General features: G+C 47.8%; 20 protein-coding genes. 3 read left to right on the top strand and 17 right to left on the bottom strand.

The window, feature by feature from the left end; translation table 11 throughout:
* Positions 1 to 63: 63 nt before the first annotated feature.
* Positions 64 to 1107, bottom strand: coding sequence for an isoaspartyl peptidase/L-asparaginase family protein (locus tag CWE15_RS02275; RefSeq protein ID WP_126756426.1), 1044 nt, complete (start codon positions 1105 to 1107; stop codon positions 64 to 66).
* Between the two features lie 115 nt (positions 1108 to 1222).
* On the opposite strand from CWE15_RS02275, the gene sbcB reads away from it, so the two are divergent.
* Entirely contained in the window at positions 1223 to 2662 is a 1440-nt protein-coding gene (gene sbcB, locus CWE15_RS02270) for an exodeoxyribonuclease I (protein WP_126756425.1), read from the top strand.
* A gap of 85 nt (positions 2663 to 2747) precedes the next feature.
* Here sbcB and CWE15_RS02265 read toward each other — a convergent pair whose 3' ends face one another.
* From CWE15_RS02265 to CWE15_RS02255, 3 genes are all read right to left on the bottom strand, one after another.
* Positions 2748 to 5513 (bottom strand): TonB-dependent receptor domain-containing protein, encoded by a 2766-nt coding sequence (locus CWE15_RS02265; RefSeq protein ID WP_275065502.1) that lies wholly within the window; start codon positions 5511 to 5513, stop codon positions 2748 to 2750.
* Positions 5514 to 5862: 349 nt separating this feature from the next.
* Positions 5863 to 8217 carry an efflux RND transporter permease subunit gene (locus CWE15_RS02260; RefSeq protein ID WP_126756424.1) on the bottom strand — a complete coding sequence of 785 codons (2355 nt, stop codon included), beginning with the start codon at positions 8215 to 8217 and terminating at the stop codon, positions 5863 to 5865.
* 6 nt (positions 8218 to 8223) lie between these two features.
* Positions 8224 to 9357: a WD40/YVTN/BNR-like repeat-containing protein gene (locus CWE15_RS02255; RefSeq protein WP_126756423.1), complete on the bottom strand. Its 1134-nt coding sequence runs from the start codon at positions 9355 to 9357 to the stop codon at positions 8224 to 8226.
* 267 nt (positions 9358 to 9624) lie between these two features.
* Here CWE15_RS02255 and CWE15_RS02250 point away from each other — a divergent pair, with 267 nt between their 5' ends.
* Positions 9625 to 10977, top strand: a complete 1353-nt coding sequence (locus CWE15_RS02250) for a DUF1329 domain-containing protein (protein WP_126756422.1) — start codon at positions 9625 to 9627, stop codon at positions 10975 to 10977.
* A 62-nt stretch (positions 10978 to 11039) separates the two neighbouring features.
* On the opposite strand, the gene CWE15_RS02245 is transcribed toward CWE15_RS02250, so the two are convergent.
* Genes CWE15_RS02245 through CWE15_RS02235 form a run of 3 tightly spaced genes read right to left on the bottom strand, consistent with a single transcriptional unit; the run spans position 11040 to position 13439 of the window.
* Positions 11040 to 11918 carry an NAD(P)-dependent oxidoreductase gene (locus tag CWE15_RS02245; RefSeq protein ID WP_126756421.1) on the bottom strand — a complete coding sequence of 293 codons (879 nt, stop codon included), beginning with the start codon at positions 11916 to 11918 and terminating at the stop codon, positions 11040 to 11042.
* 1 nt (position 11919) lies between these two features.
* The gene (locus tag CWE15_RS02240) at positions 11920 to 12675 is read right to left on the bottom strand and encodes a methyltransferase domain-containing protein (RefSeq protein WP_126756420.1); all 756 of its coding nucleotides are present in this window, start codon (positions 12673 to 12675) and stop codon (positions 11920 to 11922) included.
* A complete protein-coding gene (locus CWE15_RS02235) occupies positions 12672 to 13439 on the bottom strand; it encodes a Nif3-like dinuclear metal center hexameric protein (RefSeq protein WP_126756419.1) in 768 nt (255 codons plus the stop codon). Before CWE15_RS02235 ends, CWE15_RS02240 begins: the two co-directional genes overlap by 4 nt.
* A gap of 86 nt (positions 13440 to 13525) precedes the next feature.
* Here CWE15_RS02235 and CWE15_RS02230 point away from each other — a divergent pair, with 86 nt between their 5' ends.
* Positions 13526 to 13879 (top strand): hypothetical protein, encoded by a 354-nt coding sequence (locus tag CWE15_RS02230; RefSeq protein ID WP_126756418.1) that lies wholly within the window; start codon positions 13526 to 13528, stop codon positions 13877 to 13879.
* Between the two features lie 48 nt (positions 13880 to 13927).
* Here the strand turns inward: CWE15_RS02230 and CWE15_RS02225 are convergent, their stop codons facing one another.
* From CWE15_RS02225 to CWE15_RS02180, 10 genes are all read right to left on the bottom strand, one after another.
* Positions 13928 to 14140, bottom strand: coding sequence for a DUF3912 family protein (locus CWE15_RS02225; RefSeq protein ID WP_241971834.1), 213 nt, complete (start codon positions 14138 to 14140; stop codon positions 13928 to 13930).
* Positions 14141 to 14231: 91 nt separating this feature from the next.
* Positions 14232 to 14792 (bottom strand): DUF3833 domain-containing protein, encoded by a 561-nt coding sequence (locus tag CWE15_RS02220; protein ID WP_241971833.1) that lies wholly within the window; start codon positions 14790 to 14792, stop codon positions 14232 to 14234.
* On the bottom strand, positions 14789 to 15340 hold the full coding sequence (locus CWE15_RS02215) for a chalcone isomerase family protein (protein ID WP_126756416.1): 552 nt from the start codon (positions 15338 to 15340) through the stop codon (positions 14789 to 14791). The genes CWE15_RS02220 and CWE15_RS02215 overlap by 4 nt, the downstream gene beginning before the upstream one ends.
* Entirely contained in the window at positions 15330 to 15869 is a 540-nt protein-coding gene (locus CWE15_RS02210; protein WP_126756415.1) for a DUF2878 domain-containing protein, read from the bottom strand. The genes CWE15_RS02215 and CWE15_RS02210 overlap by 11 nt, the downstream gene beginning before the upstream one ends.
* A complete protein-coding gene (locus CWE15_RS02205) occupies positions 15857 to 17098 on the bottom strand; it encodes a class I SAM-dependent methyltransferase (protein WP_420807748.1) in 1242 nt (413 codons plus the stop codon). The genes CWE15_RS02210 and CWE15_RS02205 overlap by 13 nt, the downstream gene beginning before the upstream one ends.
* A 5-nt stretch (positions 17099 to 17103) precedes the next feature.
* Positions 17104 to 17892 carry a DUF1365 domain-containing protein gene (locus CWE15_RS02200; protein ID WP_241971831.1) on the bottom strand — a complete coding sequence of 263 codons (789 nt, stop codon included), beginning with the start codon at positions 17890 to 17892 and terminating at the stop codon, positions 17104 to 17106.
* Positions 17885 to 19210, bottom strand: coding sequence for an NAD(P)/FAD-dependent oxidoreductase (locus tag CWE15_RS02195; protein WP_126756413.1), 1326 nt, complete (start codon positions 19208 to 19210; stop codon positions 17885 to 17887). The genes CWE15_RS02200 and CWE15_RS02195 overlap by 8 nt, the downstream gene beginning before the upstream one ends.
* A gap of 3 nt (positions 19211 to 19213) precedes the next feature.
* The gene (locus CWE15_RS02190; RefSeq protein ID WP_126756412.1) at positions 19214 to 19945 is read right to left on the bottom strand and encodes an SDR family NAD(P)-dependent oxidoreductase; all 732 of its coding nucleotides are present in this window, start codon (positions 19943 to 19945) and stop codon (positions 19214 to 19216) included.
* Positions 19942 to 20382 carry a nuclear transport factor 2 family protein gene (locus CWE15_RS02185; protein ID WP_126756411.1) on the bottom strand — a complete coding sequence of 147 codons (441 nt, stop codon included), beginning with the start codon at positions 20380 to 20382 and terminating at the stop codon, positions 19942 to 19944. Before CWE15_RS02185 ends, CWE15_RS02190 begins: the two co-directional genes overlap by 4 nt.
* On the bottom strand, positions 20369 to 21787 hold the full coding sequence (locus tag CWE15_RS02180; RefSeq protein ID WP_126756410.1) for a cryptochrome/photolyase family protein: 1419 nt from the start codon (positions 21785 to 21787) through the stop codon (positions 20369 to 20371). The genes CWE15_RS02185 and CWE15_RS02180 overlap by 14 nt, the downstream gene beginning before the upstream one ends.
* Between the last annotated feature and the right edge of the window lie 4 nt (positions 21788 to 21791).

Genomic DNA, 21791 nt, shown 5'->3' with positions numbered 1-21791 from the left:
GGTGGGTCGATATGTTAAAGAAAAAGGGGAAGCTAAGGGCAGCTTCCCCCTGTAACAGCCCTATTATTCGTTAGCGTAAATGCCTACGTATAAAGGTTGACTGTTCGACTTAGAAGCTCGGTACATGCCTTCGGTATTAAAGGGTAAGCTTATATTCCCTTGTGCGTCCAATACAATGACACCACCGGTACCGCCAAGGGGTAGCAGCACCTCGTGTATCACTTCATGGCTCGCTTGTTCTATACTTTTGCCTTGATACTTCACCCGTGTACAAATATCGGCAGCCACGTGGAAGCGAATAAAGTACTCACCATGTCCTGTCGCTGACACTGCACAACTTTCGTTATCAGCCCAAGTACCTGCGCCAATCACTGGGGAGTCTCCAATACGGCCCCAGCGTTTGGCTGTCATGCCACCTGTGGATGTGCCCGCAGCCAAGTTGCCGTTCGCATCAAGGGCCACCGCACCAACTGTGCCCATATTAAAGGCAGGGTCCCAGTTTTCTTGATAGGCAATGTGGTCGCCCATTTCGTCTTGCTCGCGAAGCAATTCCAAAGCGCGCTGTAATTGCTCGTAACGCTCCATGGTGTTGAAGTAAGTATTACTGACTTGCTCTAAGCCTACTTGGCGAGCAAATGACTCAGCACCACTGCCACTTAACATCACATGGCGTGACTGTTCCATCACCGCTCGAGCAGCAGCAATCGGACTTTTCACTGTGGTCACTCCAGCAACGGCACCGGCTTCACCTGTTTCGCCAAGCATAATGGAAGCGTCTAATTCATGGCGGCCTTCATAAGTATAAACGGCGCCTCGTCCGGCATTGAATAAAGGGTTTTCTTCCATCATTTGAATAGCTGCTTGCACTGCGTCCACAGCACTCCCACCGTCTTCAAGCACGGCATAACCAGCTTCCGTTGCATAAGCGAGTGCTTGGCGATACTGCTCTTCCCGCTCGGGACTCATGTTTTCACGGGTTATAGTGCCAGCGCCACCATGAATCGCAATGGCAATAGGTTGCTCAGTGCTTGTTGGTCCGTCGCTGTCGACACACGCTGCAAGCCCAATGGTTAGCAAACTTGCAAATATTAAATGCTTCGCACGCATAAACTTCTCCACAGTAAAGGTTGACCCTAAAATTAATGAACTGAACGATTCTCGCATATTAGTATGCTCAAGTGCTATTCTAGTGTCATTAAGCTCACTTAACTTCGTTGTATATATGACAGATATCACATTTTTTTGGCACGACTACGAAGCTGGCGGTGTGAACCCTCGCGCCGACCGCCCCACACAGTTTGCCGGCATTCGAACAAACGCAGCACTAGACATTGTAGGCGAGCCCATGAATATTTTCTGCCAACTGGCGCCCGACTACCTGCCCCACCCCGAGGCGTGTCTTATTACAGGTATTACGCCGCAACAATGCCAACGGGACGGCTACATTGAAACAGAGTTTGCCGGAAAAATAGCGGCTGAGCTGTCAAAGCCCGGCACCGTCAGCGTTGGCTACAATAACATACGCTACGACGACGAAATGACGCGCTTTCTGTTTTATCGTAACTTTATTGACCCTTATGCGCATACTTGGGCAAATAACAATTCCCGCTGGGACCTGCTCGAACTTGTTCGTGCCTGTTATGCACTGCGTCCTGAAGGGATAGTATGGCCCACAAATGCGGAAGGCGCTATTAGCTTAAAGCTTGAACACCTGACTGAAGCTAACCAACTAGACCACGGCCAGGCCCATGACGCTTTGTCCGATGTGTACGCAACCATAGCGCTGGCTAAACTTATAAAAGACACACACCCTCGGCTATTTGATTGGGCCTTTCAAAAGCGCCGCAAGGCCGCTTTACTGCCCCTTATCAATGAAGCGCTTGTGAACCTGACTCCGTTGGTGCATGTGTCTGGCCTTTACGGTGCCGCACAAGGCTACTGCCGATGGGTTTTACCCTTAGGCTTTCACCCAGAACAACCCAATCAATTAATAGCCTGGCGTTTAGACAGTGATCCGAGTAAGTGGCACCAACAAAGCCTCGAAGAACTTCAAAGTACGCTTTACAGCAAGGGGTTAGCACAAGAAGAGCGCCCTGGTCTTGTACGTATTGCCATTAACCAAGCGCCGTTTTTGGCCCCAAGACAAACCTTAACGGAAGCCCGCGCACTTGAATTTGGTCAAGACCCGAGCACTATTGAAGCCCATGCTACTTGGCTACGCAATGCCCCAGATGTGCGCCAATATTTTATCGACTGTTTAGCCCAACCTTATGGAGACGAAGGCTCCGAAGAAGTCGCTATTGACGTTGACCTCGCTCTCTATAGCGGCGGCTTAATAAGTCGCCAATCACAAACTCATATGGGTATGATCCGTAACATGGACCCCATGCAGTTAAGCGCGCACCCGTTTGAGTTTGATGACCCGCGTTTTCAAGAGCTTTTATTCCGTTACCGGGCACGAAACTACCCGCAAACCCTCACCCAAACCGAGCTTGAAACCTGGCGTCAGCATTGCAAAGAGCGGCTTGAGTTTGGCACAGGTGGCTATTTAAGCATTCATGAGTTTATATTAGCGCTTGAACATGCGGCCGAGCGTGTCGCCGACGATCCGGCAAAAATGCAGATATTAAGAGACTTGTACCAGTGGGTCAGTGAACTATAAGTCACCTTCAAGCATAAAAAAACACCAGCTCAAGGAGCTGGTGTTTTCTTAAGTAACTTAGGTCTATCTGAGAGCTAGCGTATTGTTAAAACCCATAGGTTAGGTTTGCAAACACGCGGCGACCCATTTGATCGTACTGCGAGTAAAGCATCGCATTACCAACAGTACTAGCACGAGAAGGACTTCCCTTCGGCGGCTTTTTATCAAATAGATTATTAACACCTACGGTTAAGTCCCAGTTGTCCCCAAAGGTTTTGCTGGTTGAGAAGGTATGGTAAATAACTTTTGGTGCAGAGCTTACAAAGCGTACTTCTTCACCCCGGTAAGTACCTAAGTCGCCGTCTGTATACAAATGGTCGTTCGACACAGAGTCCACATAGCGAATAGAATAGTTGTAGTTCCACGTATCGCGCTCAAGGTTAATATTCACGTTCCCCGTATGCTTCGGATTCCCTAAACGACCTACATACTGTAAGCGTTCACTGTCTGGGAACTGCAAGTAAGAGCGTTCCAACTGCACCGTATGGTCTAAGCGCATACGTAAGCGACCAAAGTCCATGTCTCGCTGGTACGAAAGCACAAAGTCAGCACCGCGAATTTTCTGTTCTGCAACGTTCACGTAACCACCCCGTACTTCTGTAATGTTGTAGTCACCGTTTGCACCATCATTCCGGTCAAATTGTTCAAAGAACGGCTCACTTTGGAAGTTCTCTGAGTTATAACATAGATTCACAATGCTTGAACCACCTACGTTACTAATTTGGTTACGTATAACCACATCATAGTAGTCAACCGAGAAGGCAATACTATTATCTTCAGAAGTCCAGACCAAGCCAACGCCTTCCGACACAGAGGTTTCAGCGGCCAAACGACCAGCACCACCAGAAGTAATAGCGGTTGCTGAACCAAAATCTTGCTGGTAGTCATCAGGAATACCATCAGCAGCACAGTTTTCAGCAATGGTTGAGTTGATTGAGCCAGAGTCTAAGCGCTCTCCCCAGTTCCAACACGGGTCATTACGTTGGTCAAAGAAGCTGGTCTGCTCTTTTAAGAACAGCTCAAATAAAGCCGGTGAACGGAAGGATGTTCCCCGCGATGCACGGAGTCTAAAGCCATTGGCAATTGACCAGTTCATGCCCAATTTATAAGTTTCATCACTACCGTAGGTAGACACATCTGTGTAGCGCGCTGAAGCAGTTACATCAAGCGCTTCCATCAGCTTTAAGTCGCGTATTAAGGGAACTTGTACCTCACCATATAACGCCGTTGTGGTGGAACGACCTGCAGTAATACCCGAACTGGTCATCCCCCACGAGTTACCCGCCATAGTGACGGCTCCCGGGGTGTCTCGTATTTCATCAGTTTGATAGGACACACCGAAAGCCGCACCTATCGTGCCAGCACGTAAATCATATACGTCACCTGTCACATAAGCTTCAAGAGTATCTTGTTTATAGGTAGTTTTACCCACTTCAGTATCAAACAAGAAATCTTTCGTGCCCTGATCAAATTCACCACGCAAGTATTCTGGCGTAAAAAAGTCTATTGCATAGCACGGTCGATTTGAAATAGGCGAGAACTCTCCTTCACAAGGGTCCCCCCAAAAAGCATCATGAGCCATAACTAAGGCGTCGTCTAAGATCACTTTAGTTTGGTACTCACCGCTGTTTAAAGTACGCTGGAATGAAGCATTCCACTCCCAACTTCCGGTTAAGTGTCCTTCGAGACCAGCCACAAAGCGCGTGTAATCAACGGTTGTAACCGATCCCGAGTGATCTGTTACAGTTGTTGGGTCCAAAATGACATGACCGTCCCAGCCATCAACCAAACCGTACCATGCAGGTACAAAGGGTTCCCAGAATTGGCGATAACTGTTAATAGTGGTTTCACGGCGGCTAAAAAGAAGCTCTGAATAAAAGCCAATGTCATTGGTTAACTGGTAGTCACCCTGTAAGTACACTGACATGCTTTCTGTTTTCGGCGTCATCGACTCTAAGTCTTGGTATGGGTGGTCGGCGTCAACCCAGCCGTCGGACTCTTTGTCATAGCCCACAGGGAACCAACCTTCTGGCGCACTAATGTCGCCTGGGTTTTGTGGGTTATAGCCTGGCTTATTGTTTTCTCTTAAATAACCCGAATAGTCATAGGAGGTAATGGTCGACGTATAGTTTCCAGCACCTTGATTCCAAAGCCACATACCATAAGGCAAGTCATTACAATGTATTTCCCCAGTCCTCGGGTCGATTGGGTCCACCTGCTCCCCGCTCGTTGGATCGAACATAAAACGCTGCCCACAGGCAAAGTGCTCGCGATCGCCACGCTTTAACTCCGTTTGTAGGTTGTAGTCTACAACTGCGCGGACAGAGCCCCGATCGAAGGATTTACCAACAGTACCGTTGGCTCGGAAGTTTTCACCGCCTTTCTCAAAGGGCTGACTACCACTAACGTTAATACTCGACTCATCGCCTCGCTTGGTAATAATGTTAATAACCCCAGCAACCGCGTCAGAACCATACAAGGAGGAAGCACCGTCTTTTAATATTTCAACGCGCTCAACTGCAGACACAGCTAAAGCGTTCATATCAAAAGCAGCCACTTGTCCACGCGTACCTGCTGGTCCTGCACGACGACCGTTCAAAAGTACCAAGGTTCTGTTGGCACCTAAGCCACGCATTGAAATAGACTCAGCCCCTGCTCCACCTGCGGTGACACTCCCTACCGACATAGCAGAAATTAACTGGTTTGAGCCGGTGGCAACGGTTGCCGTACGAAGTAGCTCTCCGAGGGTTGTTAAACCTTGCTCAGTGGCTAAATCAGCACTAATAATATCGATGGGTGTCGCATTATCGATACCGTCGGTTCGTATACGCGAACCAACAATTTGAATGCGTTCAGGCTTTTTTTTCTGTTCAGCCTCTTGGTTTTCTGTGGTGGTTTATTCCTGAGCTAACGCTCCTGGCGAAAGTGCCAAGAGTGACGCAGCGCCTATTGCTAGCGCCACTTTGGACTTTTTAAGGTTGGTGTACATTGGGAGCTCTCCCTAGGGTTTTTATTAGTTTTATTTAAAGTGCTTGGCTGTGTAGAAAACAGCCAAGCAACATTAATACTAATGAGCCCCCACCCCATGTCAACAATTATTATACATTCGTTAATTAATTGCTTTAGCTGGAAATCGACACCCTAGGGAAATGCCTTTCAAACTACATAACTGGCTCTTTATTTTTTCCCTTTGGCCCTACCTTCAGCACGTAAGCCAAAGCAGGAATGAGAATTAATGCACCTAGCATGTTCCAAATAAACATGAAGGTTAATAGTAAGCCCATATCCGCTTGGAATTTAATAGGTGAGAAAATCCATGTTGCGACACCAATAGCCAAGGTCAAGCCAGTAAAGCCAACCGCTTTACCGGTTTTTGATAAGGCATACCCATAACTGTCCGACAGGCTCATGTTTTGAGCTAGTGCCTCACGCATTTTACTATAGATATAAATGCCATAGTCGACGCCAATACCCACACCCAATGCAATAACAGGTAAGGTTGCAACCTTAATACCTATATCTAACCAAGCCATTAACGCTTGGCTCATAATGGTAGTAAACATCAGGGGCAGCACAATACAAATAACGGTACGCAGGCTTCTGAAAGTTAATAAGCAAAGCGCTATCACCACACCGTATACCCACACCAGCATTTTAAATTGTGCTTCTTCAATCACAATATTGGTCGCCGCTTCAATGCCTGAGTTACCTGCTGCTAATAAAAAGTCCAAGTTCTCACTTGGGAATTCAGCGCTAAAAGCACGCACCTCTGCAACCACTCGGTTAAGCGTGTCGGCTTTGTGATCGTTCAAGTAGATAATCATCGGCGCCATGCTGCAGTCGCGGTTAATCAGGCCAGAAGGTGCTTGAGAAATAGACGCATTCAAAACAAAGTTGTCGCGGTTAATGCTGTACCACTTCAAGTTACCTTCGTTAATACCCGCCATTCCCAACTTAGAAACATAAGTAATAGAGCGCGTGGTTTGGACACCTGGAACGTTTTCCATATGCCACTGAAAGCGGTCCATCAGCACCATGTTTTCCCATGCAATACACTCTCCTGGTGGTGTTTCAGCCATCACCACAAAAATGTCGGTGCTTGAGCTGTAGTTCTCCACCATAAAGGCATTATCGAGGTTGTAACGGGAGTCTGCACGTAGTTCAGGCGCACCGCTGTCGAGGTCCCCTATTTGCAACGACTGCCCTTGCCAAACACCTATCACCGCCATAACAACAGCCACGGCAATCGCTGGCTTCGCCCATTTCGGCTGGGTAAAGTGTTGAAACCACTTCTGTACTTTGTCTTGCTTTAAGCGCGCTTGTTCGAGGTGTTGAATCCCTCCTTGGCTTACACCAAAGTAGGACGTAAGAATAGGCAGTAAACCCAGGTTGGTGAGTACAATAACCGCAACACCAATACTGGCCGCTATGGCAAGCTCTTTGATGACTTCTATATCAATGACCATCAGCGTGGTAAAGCCAATTGCGTCACTTGCTAATGCCGTTAAGCCGGCAATATATAGGCTGCGAAACGCCAAACGTGATGCCTGCAGTTTTTCTGCACCGTCAACCCGGTACGCCATCACAGCGGTAATCACTTGTACCCCGTGACTCACCCCAATAGCGAAGACCAAGAATGGCACCAACATGGAGTATGGGTTAATACCACTACCAATAAGGTTAATAATACCGAGCTGCCAAACCACTGCAATAACAGAGCACAGCAATACAATTAAAGAGCTACGTACACAACGGCTATAACCATAAAGCATGGCAAAGGTAATCAGCATAGCCAAAATAAAGAAAATGCCCACTTGCAAGGCACCGTCAATTAAGTCGCCGACTACTTTCGCAAAACCAACAATTTGAATATTTATCTTGTCGGATTGGTACTTCGCACGAATACGCTCTTCGAGGTTCAAACTAAACTGGTGGTAGTCGAGCTGCTCCCCTGTTTCTGGGTCTATCTCGTTCAAGGGAACATAAATAAGAGCAGAGCGGAAGTTATTGGCAACCAAGTTCCCCACTTCTCCAGAACGTAAGACGTTCTTGCGCAGGTTCTCTAAGCTGGCTGGGCTGCCGTCGTAAGTGTCAGGAATAACCGGGCCACCCACAAAGCCTTGCTCTGTTACTTCCGACCAACGCACGTTAGGCGTCCATACCGACCGAATACCCGAGCGGTTTACACCCGGTATATAGTTTAGTTCGTCGGTAATTTGCCGAAGAGTTTCTTGGTAGTCCGCGTCAAATATGGTGCCTTCAGTCGTTTCTACCGAGACTCGCACCGCATTACCTAAGCTGGCTAGGTCGTCGCCATATTTAAAATAGTTTTGTACAAATTCATGATTACTCGGAATCATTTTTGTGAAGCTCGCATCAGGGCGTACCTGCGCTGCTTGGTACAATAAAAATGCAGTAATACCTATAAAAATAAACAGCCAAAGTTTGCGAGCAGCAAACAGCGCGCGCTCCATCAGTGGTACCTTTGCGTGTGCAACGCTTAAATTATCCTGCATTGTAAATTACCCTTTCATTCCAGTTACGTCTGTGGGAATGGTAAAGCGTTGAAGCCCCGCTCGCCCAACCAGAATAAGTTCATTCCCGTGCAGCTGGCGCACGCCCATAATCGAAACGCTGCTCTCGTGCGTATGCGTTGTTATTGTGTCTGTGTCTGGCTCGATAACCACAATCACACCCGAATGCCCAACCAGCACAATACGACCGTCGTCAAGCACGGTCCCGCTGTTTAGGTTGTAATTGGTGTTCGCAAAGTGACCTTGAAAGCTTTCCCCATGGTCACTGCTACTAAATATATTGCCCCGAAGTCCAAACACCCAGAGTGTTCCATTCTGGTCGACGACGCCGCCAAAAAAAGAACCGTCATACGGGGTGTCTAAGGTGTCCCAGCTTTCGCCTAAGTCGGTACTACGGCTCATTAAGCCGTACTCGCCCAAGACATAAAGTCGCTGTTCTTGGTCCGAAACAATTTTATTCAGGTGATAGCCATAAGGGTTTTCAATTTTATCGTTCAGCACCTGCCAGGTGTCACCGCCGTCTGTGGTTTTCAATAAGGTTCCATAAGCCGCTATGGCAAACCCGGTCGAGCGATCTAAGAAGTGTATGTCTAGGAAAGGTTTGGTTGGGCCAACTTCAAACTGAATTTCCAGGCCTGACATCAAAAAACCAAGCTCTTCCAAAGCAAACTCAAGCTCCTCAGCTTCATAAGCGTCATCGGTTTCTGCAATTTTTGCTTCTAGGGCTGTCATTTTCGCTTGCAGCCACGGGTATTCAAGGTTCAGCAGTTGATAGCCATCTAGCCGGCGTTGCCAGCTTTTACCACCATCAGTACTTTGCACAATCACGCCATCGTGACCCGCTGCCCAAATATGTTCTTCATCGACAATATCAATACTCGTTAACAGAACAGATGTGGGGATTTCCAGTTGTTGCCATGACGCTTCACCTTCTTTTTCTATGACCGTACCGAACACACCACTGGCAAGCAGTTGATCTCCTCGCTGGTCTAACCCAACTAAAGCCGCATGTTCCGCACGAACAGCTTGAGGTGCTGGGGTAGTAATCGGGTCATAAGGCTCAGCAGCCTGGGCTCCAAAAGAAGCGAGCAACACTGAAGTAGCTACTGCTATCCTTATCATTAGTTAAACTCCAAACATTGATGTGTTAAAAAACATACATAGCGTATGCTTTTTAACCGGGGTTATAAGGTATCACCCTATAATCTAACAGGTGTTTGAAAACGCTTAAACTAAATTTCGTTAAATAACGTGAATCATTTGCTGAAATGATGCGGAATTATTTTAATTCTGTTTGTTTTGGTGTAGCTTAAGCCTTAATAAGGTCGGCCAACATCGTATTGGGGCGACGATTTTATAAAAAACGCACATGAACTAAGGACAACGACAATGAAAAAAATAATGTTTGGTGCAGGGATTCTAGCTCTTTCTCTGCTATCAGCAGGCGTACAGGCTGCTGTGTCACCGGAAGAAGCTGCCCGCTTAGGGAATGACTTAACGCCTCTAGGTGCTGAGCGTGCGGGTAACGCTGCTGGTACCATTCCAGCATGGGACGGCGGGCTTTCTCGCCCAGGTGAAGACACCAACCGCCCACAAAACGTATTTGCTGATGAAGAGCCACTTTTCACCATCACACGGAGCAACCTTGACCAGTACCGCGACCATTTGTCGCCTGGCCAAATTGCCATGTTTGAACGGTATGACACATGGCGTATGCCTGTCTACAAAACTCACCGTACCGCTGCTTACCCAAGCGAACTGTACGATGTCGTTGCCCAAAACGCCGTTAACACGACGCTTGTAGCTGGTGGTAGCGGACTGAATAACTTTTCGAATGTCATCCCATTCCCTATTCCAAAGTCTGGGCTAGAAGTCGTTTGGAACCACTTAACTCGTTACCGTGGTGGCTCGGTAGAGCGCACTGTTGGTCAGTTCCCTGTACAAACCAACGGCAGCTTCGAAATGGTGCGCCTAAAAGAGCAACTTGTTTGGCCTGAGTACCTCGAAGGTGGCCGAGACGAGCGCGCCGACGACAACATTCTGTTCTACTTCTTACAGCAAGTACTAGCTCCTGCGCGCCTAACCGGTACCGTGTTGCTTGTACACGACACTATTGACCAAGTAAAAGAAGGTCGCCGTGCGTGGATTTACAACGCAGGTCAGCGCCGTGTTCGCCGTGCACCAAACGTCGCTTATGACGGACCAGGTACAGCGTCTGACGGTCTGCGTACTTCCGACGGCTTGGATATGTTTAACGGTGCGCCAGACAAGTACAACTGGAAACTTGTGGGCAAAAAAGAAATGTACATTCCTTACAACAGCTACGGCTTAATGGACACAAACCTTCGTTATAACGATATTCTGCTTGCAGGTCACATGAACCCAGAGTACCTCCGCTATGAGCTGCACCGTGTGTGGGTTGTAGAAGGGACTCTGAAAGAAGGCGAACGCCATATTTACGCCAAGCGCACGATATACATTGACGAAGACACATGGACAGCCTCTGTTATTGACCATTACGACAGCCGTGGCGAGTTATGGCGTGTTGCTGAAGCCTATAACGCTCAGTTCTACGGCCATGATGTACCTTGGATGGCCGCAGAAGCCTTATACGACCTAAACAACGGTCGTTATATCGCGCTGGGTCTGGCCAACGAAGAAACGGATTACATGAACTTCGAGCTTAAAGCACGTCGTAGCGACTACACAACACAAGCCCTTCGCCGCTTAGGTATTCGTTAATACCTAGCGCCAGTGAGCTTGACTCGTTCAAAAGCCCGCACTTCAAATGTGCGGGCTTTTTTTTAGTGCTTCGGTTCGATAAAGCGCGTTAATAAAGATGACGTGTCCCAGCGCCCTCCTCCTTTTGCTTGCACATCACCATAAAACTGATCCACCATGGCGGTCAGGGGCAAGCGGCTGCCATTACGGTTTGCTTCTTCTAATGTCAGTTGCAAGTCTTTGCGCATCCAGTCTACGGCAAAGCCAAATTCATAGTGGCCTGCGGCCATGGTCTGCCAGCGGTTGTTCATTTGCCAGCTTCCGGCAGCGCCTTGCGAAATGGCTTGAATAACGCGTTCAGGGTCTAACCCAGCTTGCTCAATAAACTGCATGCCTTCCGCCAAACCTTGCACCACCCCTGCGATACAAATTTGGTTCACCATTTTCGCCAATTGCCCACTACCAGCGGGTCCTTGCCAGCCTACGTATTTGGCATAGCTGCTGAGTGCTGGCTGCACTTTCTCAAGCAGGGACTTATCCCCACCTAGCATCACAGTCAACACGCCATTTTCAGCCCCAGCTTGCCCACCAGACACAGGCGCGTCCATAAAGCCAACTCCTTGTGCCTGGGCTCGAGTCTCAAGCTCGCGAGCAAGCTCAGCCGAAGCTGTGGTATGGTCCACAAGCACACTGTCTGCTTGCATGGCACTTAAGGCCCCCGTTTCCCCATACACCACACTGCGTACATCTTCGTCGTTACCGACACACACAAAGACGAGTGAAGCACCAGTAGCAGCCTGCTTGGGTGTACTCGCTGCTTGTCCACCATACTGTGAACACCAACGCTCCGCGACAGCGCCCGTGCGGTTATATACACACACGTCAAAGCCTTGCTGTTGCAAGTGACCTGCCATTGGAAATCCCATCACGCCTAACCCAATAAATGCAACTTTCTGTGCCATACTATTTTTCCTTTCGTAACAACAAATGCTGGTAACGCCCTAAACTTCGGTAAGGCTCAGCTCGTCTGTATTGTAATTCTAGGGCGATAAGCTCTTGCTCATCAATTCGCTCCGCCTCTTTAATGTAGTCATTAAAGCAACGAATACCGCTATGTTGCACAACCGTTAAAGGCAGCTGACTCAGCCAGTTTTTCACCTGGGGTATCTCCAAGGGCCGCTGTGGACTCAAACGTACTTTCTTTTTTACCTGTAATCCGGCAAGCACGTAGTCTAGGTTGCCATAGGTCATATTCGCCATGAGCTTGGCGGTGCGGTTATAAAACATCAAAGAAAACCAACCGCCTGGCGCGACTTTACTTGAAAGCACCTGGAGAGCAGCAAACGGGTCTGCCAGCCACTCCAACACTGCATGGCAACACACAAGGTCAAACTGCAGAGGTTCTTCACCGAGGGATTGCAAAGGGGCCACGCGGTATTCATATTGCTGGCTAAGGCCTGCTTGGGCATGCCGTTGCCGCGCCGACGCCACCATATCTTCCGCCCCATCTAAGTGCAGTACCCTATGACCTGCTTCGGCAAACCACTGATTCACTTGCCCAAGCCCAGCGCCTGCGTCTAGCACGTGAAGGGGACTTGCATGCTGAAGTAAAAACGCAAGATCCTCCTTTAAGACCGCTTCACGCACTCGCCCTTTTCGAGTTGCGTAAATATTCTGTGCAAACTTGGTCGCGTCTTTACTAAAAATCCGATCGGTCATGCGGGATTATCAATATCAATGAATTGCACCTCGAGCCCACACACCTGTGCCAACTTCTCGCCTAATGCCTTTATGCCATATCGCTCAGTTGCATGGTGGCCTGCTGCGAAAAACTGAATACCACACTCGCGAGCCACGTGAATGGTTTGCTCTGACACTTCACCCGTAATAAAGGCATCTGCTTCTGCTGCCAGCGCTTGCTCAATAAAGCCTTGCCCACCCCCAGTACACACAGCAATGCGCTGTATAGAGGTTGCGTTACATTCCGCAGCAATAAGCGGTCGTTGCAGAACGGCTTCTAACCGTTCTGCCAGCGCATGCCCCGTACATGGGTTCGCCAATTGCGACATCATTAAAATACCTTCAGGGGCTATTCCCGCCACAGGCGCTATCGCTTCTGTACTGCCTTCTCCTTGAATCAGTTTTATCAGCTCAACATTATTACCAAACTCTGGGTGGGCATCTAAAGGCAGGTGGTATGCTAAAAGGTTTATATCTGCGTCCAGCAAGGCCTTCAGCCTGCGCCGCTTCATGCCAGTAATAGGTTGCGACTCGCCTTTCCAAAAATAACCATGGTGCACTAATAAGGCATCGGCTTCTGCCGCCACAGCCGCGTCAACTAAGGCTTGACTCGCCGTCACTCCAGTCACCACCTTCTGGATATCTAAACAACCCTCAACCTGTAACCCATTTGGACAGTAGTCATTTATCAACTCTGGCTGAAGCCAAGCATTTAACTGTGCGATAAGCGCATCACGACGCATTCTATACCCCTTACAAAATTAGACAGCGTGTAGTAAAACCTGTATAAAAATAATGTAGTTAAATAATACCACATAGGAAATGCCGAATGAGTAAACTAGATAAAGAGAAAGTTCTTAGTGAGTTTTCTCAGGCTTATAAAGCTGCCAACGGGAAAGCCCCAAAAATAGAAGAAAGCCCAGGCTGGTATAGTGTTGACGGTAGCAAAAACATGCGTTTAGCTAAGCTGGCCGAATGGACAGAAGAGCTACTTGGAGGCGCTGCAGAACCTGCAAGCGCTGCAAAGCCCGCTGCAAAAGCCAAGAAAGCAGCGCCCAAGGCGAGTCCAAAGGCCGCTATGAAGGTTAAAAGCAAGGCCAAAGGCGGTCTTTCAGCGAAAGAGCAGTGGCAACAATACTTAGTCAGCCAAGCTGGAGCAAGCAAGGCGCCTCGCGGCTTCTAAATCTCATGCCGAATAAAGAAAGCCCAGCAAAAATTGCTGGGCTTTTTGTTAACTCGAACGCATTCTTATTTTTCGGTAGCGGTGCACAATAAATTCCTTTCGCTTGAATTGCGCACGCTCTTTTCCAAAGTCAGCCCCGGTTACCATGTACACATCATTATTGAGCACTTCTTTGACAAGCCCAATTTTGCCCTGATGCGGACCTCGTTTAATAAAGACTGTCTGTCCAAGAATATCTGGATCATTAAATAAAAAACTCACTTTCGATCCCATCACTAAATACCGTCTATTCACTCTCTTATGCTTTTATCGGCCTAGCCCAACAAAGCTAAAGTGCACATTGTACACTAAGTTAATAAACGTGACGTTCCATATAAATGGTTATATCCCCTAAATGAAAACCCCATTTACTCATTTTAGTTTTATTTACTAGCTTGTTCTCATCAAGTAGATACATCCAGTCATCTAGCGTAATAGCCATGGTACTGCCTCGCCAGGGGATATTTAGCTGATAAGTCCAGTGCAATGCATTACCGGCAGTGTGACCTATCGCCACCCCTTTCACGTCACCGGCTCGCCCTTCGTACTGATGCTCTGAAACTTTGGTTAATAGCCAAGTTCGAGTTTGCTCTCGTCCATCGTCCCAAACAAACACTTCATGTAAGGTTCCTTCAAGCTGACCTGCTTCATTTCGCTGCCAGCTTCCTTGAATATCAACAGTAAACCGTTGTGTCACAAGCCCCGACCTGTCTTGTACCATGCCATAAGCGGTCAATGAGCCATCAAAAAAAACTTCAAGCGCAAGCTTTGGTGTTTTGCCATGGTAGTCGTCGATGTGTGCTGAACAGCCTGCTAACAAAAACAGACTTACCAAGACACAACATAACTGCATGCAATAGTGTCGTGTTTTCATTTCCTTCCCCTCTCGTTAAGCCCTAACAATTCATTGCGGTTACTTCGAAAGCGAGACTTATCTGATAACCAAATAGCCAAGAACTGCTGTGCAAACTGTTCGCTCTCAATCACCCCAAGCACCTTCTGAGAGTCAGTAAAGACAATACCCTCACCTTTTACATGCTCGGCAATAATCATGTCGCCTGCCGTTACATGAGGCCAAATACTCGCTAACTGTTGCAGCCAAGCAAGGCTCACTTGTGTGGTTGGAAAGCCTAGCCTGCGCCACTCTTTTGCTGTTGCCTCAACAAGTGACTCTGAGCTAATTGAGCGTAAGTATCTCAGACTCAACCGTAACCTGTTATACCCTGGGTACCTTCCTGTGTCTGTTTCCAAGGTGGCGTCATATACTTTAAACAGCATAACTTGTACGCGAGTTTGTCCAAGCCGAACGAAAGCGGCTTCGTCACTCGTAAATTTCGTGACCTCCATAGCGATGGAGGTAGGTGAGCTCAGAGCTAGTAGAGAAATAAGCCACACCATCAGAATGTTTTGTTTACCCATCATGGGATCGCACCATTGCTGGATGTGGGTCTTGCTTAACCAGCCGTGCAAATACCAACATCAGCACCGACCATGCAACTGCGTAGAAAAAAATCATATGTGGCTCACTTATTTGTATTTGTGCGGCACCAAATCGCACCCCTGCTAAATATGTCACAGGACCAAACACCGCCCCTAAAAGAGCTGCTAGAACATAACGACCTGCAAGCCAGTCCATGCTAGAAAATGCTGTGGCTGAAAAGCCCAGCCAGAGGACAACCAGCCAAAAGGGCAAAAAATCCGTTTGCGTAAAACGAATAACATGGAACATCACAAAAAGCAGTTCGGCCCCAAGCCCAAACAATACAAAAAGAATGAGAGGCTTAGCTTGGGCAACGAGCTGTCTGCCATTGAACAAGAACAGGCACAACACGAGCACTGTGTTTATTAACACATAAGCATCTCGGCCCCATACAGCCAAAAACCACACAATATCAAACAGAAAAAAAGGGATAATGCGGCGTAACAAACCCAACTGAATTAATGTTTGCATAGGGGCTTTGTTGCCATTAGTTGAACAGTACTAACGGTGCGTTCCCGGAAAGCCCCCTCACAATAGCTCAGGTAATAGTTCCAGAATCGGGCAAAGGCTTCATCATACCCAAACGCTGTTAGCTCATGCTTGCGCTCGTTAAATCCATGGCGCCAGTCTTTTAAGGTGTCGGCATAATGCAGCCCAATATCGTCTAGTTGGCGTACCCCCATGTCTGTATGTTTTCGAAACATTTGGGCTAACAGCTCGACAGATGGTAAATAGCCCCCAGGAAATACATATCGCTGAATAAAGTCGACGTTTCGGTTATACGAGGCCATACGCTGGTCTGCTATGGTAATGGACTGCAACACCATACGACCGGAAGGCTTAAGCAGTTGAGAACATTTCTGAAAAAATTGAGGCAAGTATTTAGCCCCAACTGCCTCTATCATTTCAATCGACACGAGTTTATCGAACTGTCCAGTAAGGTCTCTATAGTCCTGTTTTAATAAGGTTATTTTATTTTCCAGGCCAAATTCAGCCACTTGTTGCTGGGCATAAGCGTATTGCTCCTCGGAAATTGTTGTCGTGGTCACCCGGCAGCCATAATGAGTGGCAGCAAAAATTGCTAAACCTGCCCAGCCGGTCCCTATCTCCACAAGGTGGTCATGTTCAGTCAGTTCCAGTAGGTTGCAAATTTTATGCAGCTTATGCTCTTGTGCCTCTTGCAAGGAGGCACCAGCGTGCGGGTAAACAGCGCTTGAATACTGCATGCGCGCATCCAAGAAGCGGCTATATAACTCATTTCCTAAGTCATAATGCTCCGTTATATTTTGCTTCGCTTGTTGTTTACTATTATTGCGACGAAGATGACGTAGCATGTGCACAGGCCAGCTGAGCCAAGCAAACCGCCGCTGTATTTTGTCGAGTATTATAAGATTCATAGCAAACACACGAATAACACTGGTGACATCAGGGCTTGACCATGCCTGCTGCATAAAAGCTTCACCTGCGCCTATGTCGCCTTGAATCAGAAAGCGCGTGTAAGTTTTAGCATCATGTACATCGATCCGCGCCTTGATACTCGATGCTGGATTACCAAAGCAACCCACCACTTCGCCTTCTTCCGCCATGGTTAAATAACCATACCGCATTTGGGATAGCACCCGAAATAAAAGATTCCGAGCGATTCGCTGTGTTCTAGAAAGGCTATCAGATAAGGCTGTGAGTGATTGATCGTGATGAATTTGTGTCATGTGTCCTGCCTATGTTCACTGTGACCGTAAAGAGGTACGCGCTTAAGAAACAATCGAAGAGCTTGCCAATAAATGCCCCCAATAATTCTTATGCTCATCATTGGGTACTTCCTTAGTACGCGGTAAACGGCCGAACGGTTCAGTGTTTCGCCTTTTAAAGCTAAGGTAGCGTCAAACTCTTTGTGTTTTCTATGCGCTTCAATATGAATGAGGGCTCCCTCACCTGGCGCTCGAATACGCCAGTGATACTGCATTTCCATAGGATTGAAAGGCGAGACATGAAAGTTTTTTTCCGTTGGCTGCAGTGGGGCTGCGCTGTTATGGTGGTTGAAATTCACCAAATAGTAATGACGCTGATTCCAAGGTGTATTACTCACTTCAGCCAGCATATGGGTTGCTATACCTTCTTTGTTGATCAGGAAGTAGCAATTAAGAGGGCTAAAAAATAGCCCCCAAGTCCTTATATTTCCTAAAAAGAACACCTGGCCATCGAGAGCGCCTTCACTCAGGCTGTTCATTTTACGTAGAACGGCAGTGGACAAGGTCTCATGGCTTGGTAGGTAATAGCCCGGTAAGTAGTCGCTCGGCTTAAAGTGCAGGGGCGCCCATCGTTCACTGGTGCTGAACCACTTCGACGTGTTGTTTAGCTGTTCAAGCTCCTCAAGAGCTATACCCCACTGCATCAGGTGATAGCGAAAGCTATGCTCTTTAGGAATAAAGCGGCGATGGCGAACACTTCCCCAATAAATGCGGCTTGTTATGTGCCCTTGCATTTGGCTACGCATTTGCAGCTACTTCTGATGCCATAGGTGAAATGGCGGCAACTTGGAATCGGCTAGCAAGATCGTTAGCACTTCGCACGCCATCTTCATGGAAACCGTTGTACCAATAAGCACCACAATAATGGGTATTTCGTACTCCACATATTTCAGTGCGTCGCTTGCGTGCAGCAAAAGAAGGAATGGAGTATACCGGATGATGGTAAATGAAGGTGCGGAGTATTTTCTGTTTATCAATGGCAGAGGTATTGTTTAGGGTCACACAAAAGTCCGGCGTATCAACTCCTTGTTGCTTAGCTGGCAGCCCCTGTAAAATATTCATATTGTACGTCAGGCTAGCTAACTGGGTCTGCCGCTCCTCCCCTACGGGCAGCAAGTAGTTCCAACTTGCCCAAGCCCTACGCCGTGCCGGCAATTGTGTTTTGTCCGTGTGTAAAACCACCTCGTTAGCTTGATAAGGAATGCCCTTTAAAACCTCCTGCTCGGCGGCACTCGGGTCATCTAATAACGCCAAGGCTTCATCGCTATGACAAGCAAAAATCACATGCTCAAATTGCTCTTGCTGCCCGTCAGTAAAGCGCAGCACAGCCCCTTGTTCATTTCGAGACACCCCTTCTATGTCTGCATTGGTGTGTATTTGCTTTGCGAAGGGCTTCGTTAAGGGTTCTAAATAACTACGTGATCCACCTTGAATAACAGCCCACTGTGGCCTGTCTTTGATGTTAAGTAAGCCATGATTCATAAAAAAGCGCAGGAAAAAACCAAGTGGGAAAGCGGCAACTTCATTCAGACTCGCTGACCAAATAGCAGCACACATAGGGTAGAGATAGTTTTGCTGAAACATTTGGCTCATGCCAAGATTGGTAACAAACTCACCCAAAGCGATGTTATCTACATCCTCTGTCTTCTTGCGAGATCTTTCAAAAGCTAGCTTGGCTTCCTTGTTAAAACGCACTATTTCTGCCAAAAATTTATAGAAACTGGGCTTCAACAAGTTACGTCGTTGCGCAAACAAAGTATTCAGGTTGTGCCCGTTATACTCTAAGCCTGTCTCAGGGTTTTTTACACTAAAACTCATTTCAGTGTTCTGCCAAGAAACCCCTATATGCCGCATGAGGGCTCTAAATAGCGGGTAGGTTCGGTCATTGAAAACAATAAATCCAGTGTCGATTGCATACGACAGGCCAGCAACCTCTACATCCACTGTGGCCGTATGTCCACCAATACTGGGGTTCTTTTCGAATAAGTGGATTTCGTGTTCTTTGTGGAGTAAGTGGGCTGCGGTAAGGCCCGCAATTCCTGAACCGATAATTGCAATGCGCATAACTTATCCTTTTTTCATTCGTTTCGAAAGATATAACTGCAGCCCTAAGGGTAAGGCATTTAACATGCGCATAATGAAGCCGAACAGACGAGGAAAATAAATTTGGTGTTTACCTTTCTCTATACCAGAACGGATAGCGTTTGAGGCTTCAGCAGCTGTTACTTGCATGGGCATGGCAAAATCATTTTTCGACGTCATAGGCGTGCTGACAAACCCAGGAGACACAGAAATAACCTGCACACCAGCAGGTGCCAAGTCTACTTTTAACGTGTTTGCTAAGTAATGAACTGCGGCTTTGCTGGACGCATAGGCTTCGGCACGGGTAAATGGAAACAAGCGCGCCATGCTGTCGATAATAACTAAGCGAGCCCCCTCACTGAGTTGCGGTATGATGCCTTCAACACAATTGACCACGCCAAAGTAATTGGCAGCAAATACGCGTTGAAATAAAGGCCCTTGAATGTCACTTGGTTCATCAATGTATTCACATACGCCCGCACTTAAAATGACACAATCTATTTCGGAAAGCTGGCGTAAGGCTATGAGAGTGCCTGTATGATCGGTGACATCAAACGGCACTAAATGCAGCTGCCCTTGGCCTTGCAGCTCCTCTTGCAAGCTTTGCAACTTAGCTTCACTTCGGCCACAGGCATAAACCGTTTCCCCGGCCGCAAGATAGTCTGCTACTAGCTGACGCCCAATCCCAGAAGTCGCACCGGTAATAAGTACCTTCATGACTGCTCCAAATGGCTGCGAACCTTGCGAACCAAATAGCCAATAACGGGTAAGTGTTCGTACACCATACCCCCTAAGTCACAAAAGTCTTTATGCAGTTTTATCAAGCCTGTGTCAGGGTCAAACTGAAGCCAGCTAGCCCCTGGTACATAAATGTCCTTACCGCCACCAATGCTGGGGTGCTGCAGGTGCATTTCCCACACCAGAAATGCATTGTTGGCAGCAACACTTACATGCTCAAAGTGAAATGAACAGCGCTTCGCGTTACCCAGTCCGTGGTGGAAATATGCCTTTAACGCGCTTCGGCCAATGACCTGTTGCACTGCATCTTTGAATACGATATCTGGCGCATATAGGCTATCTATGACGGCAAAATCGCTAGCATGCATATCCGCATAAAAGGCCTTTACTTGATCTATTTGCTTAGAGAAGCCCATTTTTTACCTGCTTAAAGGTTTGTGTAAATAGCTCGCGCATTTGGCTGTGTTCCACAATGGGCTTAGGGTACGGGTTAGCCCTTGCATATTGTTGTAACCACTGCCAAGGTGCATGAATATGTTTGGCTGGCACATCAGCCAACTCTTTTACCCATATACGAATATACTGGCCTGCTGGATCAAACTTTTCACTTTGACGCTCGGGATTAAACACTCGGAAATACGGGGCGGCATCTGTGCCTGTGCCTGCACTCCACTGCCAGCCGCCATTATTAGCAGCAAAGCTACCATCTACGAGGTTTTGCATAAAATAGGCCTCTTCTAACCGCCAATCTAGGTGCAGGTCTTTCACCAGAAAGCTTGCCACCAACATACGCACTCGGTTATGCATCCACCCGGTAGCCTTTAATTGCCGCATGCCTGCGTCAATAATAGGAAAGCCTGTACGGCCCTCACACCATGCTGTGAACCGCTCTTCGCTGTTCACCCATGGGTATGCATCGGTTTCTTCTTGAAACCCTTTCCCTTGGCTTAAGCGCGGCACATGCCACATAAGGTGCTGGTAAAATTCGCGCCAGGCCAACTCCGACAGCCAAGTACTCGCCCCTGGCTCCAATCCGTCAGGAAAGTCGGGGGTTAATTGCGCCAATTTGCGGGCCAGGGTTGCAACCCCAAGACTGCCATTTTCAATATACGGCGACAAAGCTGAAGTACCATTAAGCGCTGGAATGTCTCTGTTCTGGGCATAGTCATGCAGCCGCTCGTGATAATACTGCTCCATCGCAGCATGAATCGCTTGTGTGTCGGCTCGCCATGCTGCACTGGATACTTTGTCGCCAAAGAGGGTGACTTTTTCGGGCAAACCTATAGGCGGCCCTTTGGCTGGTAAATGCTGCGGTGCAGATACTCCCTGCTCTGCAAGCACAGCAAGCCAGCGTTTATAAAAGGGTGTAAACTTTTTATAGTAGTGGCCTTGGCCTGTGTATATTCGCTCAGGAACAACCAGCAGCAAGTCGTCACTGACATGGCTTTGTATCCCATGCTGTTGTAACCAGCCCACAACAGCCTGGTCGCGCCGTTTTTCATCCAAGGGATACTCTCGATTAAAGTAAAGCTGCTGCGCCTGTTGTTTTTGCATGAATTGCAAAACACAGGCGGGCACCTGGCAGTAACTTTCAGCGTTGATTACATGCAAAGGAACACCTAAAGCCGCAAGTTCTGACGCCAAGGCATTGAGCCTACGTTCATAGAGGTCGCGCTTTATGGGTGCCCAGTGATGTTTCTGCCAGGTTTTTTCAGTCTGGGTTACCAGGGCCACAACCCGTTCATGGTTGTGCCACGCTTGGGCTACGGCTGTATTGTCTTGCAAGCGTAAGTCTTGCTTAAACCAGATAACTGCAGTCATAAAC

The organism is Aliidiomarina taiwanensis (genome assembly GCF_003987015.1).
In the GTDB taxonomy this organism is placed as follows: Bacteria; Pseudomonadota; Gammaproteobacteria; order Enterobacterales; family Alteromonadaceae; genus Aliidiomarina; species Aliidiomarina taiwanensis.
This window is presented reverse-complemented; position numbering and strand designations above follow the sequence as displayed.

Excerpts from the sequence above, each read along its gene's own strand:
- CWE15_RS02275 (WP_126756426.1), bottom strand. The coding sequence starts at position 1,107 with ATGCGTGCGAAGCATTTAATATTTGCAAGTTTGCTAACCATTGGGCTT.
- sbcB (WP_126756425.1), top strand. The coding sequence starts at position 1,223 with ATGACAGATATCACATTTTTTTGGCACGACTACGAAGCTGGCGGTGTG.
- CWE15_RS02260 (WP_126756424.1), bottom strand. The coding sequence starts at position 8,217 with ATGCAGGATAATTTAAGCGTTGCACACGCAAAGGTACCACTGATGGAG.
- CWE15_RS02255 (WP_126756423.1), bottom strand. The coding sequence starts at position 9,357 with ATGATAAGGATAGCAGTAGCTACTTCAGTGTTGCTCGCTTCTTTTGGA.
- CWE15_RS02250 (WP_126756422.1), top strand. The coding sequence starts at position 9,625 with ATGAAAAAAATAATGTTTGGTGCAGGGATTCTAGCTCTTTCTCTGCTA.
- CWE15_RS02245 (WP_126756421.1), bottom strand. The coding sequence starts at position 11,918 with ATGGCACAGAAAGTTGCATTTATTGGGTTAGGCGTGATGGGATTTCCA.
- CWE15_RS02240 (WP_126756420.1), bottom strand. The coding sequence starts at position 12,675 with ATGACCGATCGGATTTTTAGTAAAGACGCGACCAAGTTTGCACAGAAT.
- CWE15_RS02235 (WP_126756419.1), bottom strand. The coding sequence starts at position 13,439 with ATGCGTCGTGATGCGCTTATCGCACAGTTAAATGCTTGGCTTCAGCCA.
- CWE15_RS02230 (WP_126756418.1), top strand. The coding sequence starts at position 13,526 with ATGAGTAAACTAGATAAAGAGAAAGTTCTTAGTGAGTTTTCTCAGGCT.
- CWE15_RS02220 (WP_241971833.1), bottom strand. The coding sequence starts at position 14,792 with ATGAAAACACGACACTATTGCATGCAGTTATGTTGTGTCTTGGTAAGT.
- CWE15_RS02215 (WP_126756416.1), bottom strand. The coding sequence starts at position 15,340 with ATGATGGGTAAACAAAACATTCTGATGGTGTGGCTTATTTCTCTACTA.
- CWE15_RS02210 (WP_126756415.1), bottom strand. The coding sequence starts at position 15,869 with ATGCAAACATTAATTCAGTTGGGTTTGTTACGCCGCATTATCCCTTTT.
- CWE15_RS02200 (WP_241971831.1), bottom strand. The coding sequence starts at position 17,892 with ATGCGTAGCCAAATGCAAGGGCACATAACAAGCCGCATTTATTGGGGA.
- CWE15_RS02195 (WP_126756413.1), bottom strand. The coding sequence starts at position 19,210 with ATGCGCATTGCAATTATCGGTTCAGGAATTGCGGGCCTTACCGCAGCC.
- CWE15_RS02190 (WP_126756412.1), bottom strand. The coding sequence starts at position 19,945 with ATGAAGGTACTTATTACCGGTGCGACTTCTGGGATTGGGCGTCAGCTA.
- CWE15_RS02185 (WP_126756411.1), bottom strand. The coding sequence starts at position 20,382 with ATGGGCTTCTCTAAGCAAATAGATCAAGTAAAGGCCTTTTATGCGGAT.
- CWE15_RS02180 (WP_126756410.1), bottom strand. The coding sequence starts at position 21,787 with ATGACTGCAGTTATCTGGTTTAAGCAAGACTTACGCTTGCAAGACAAT.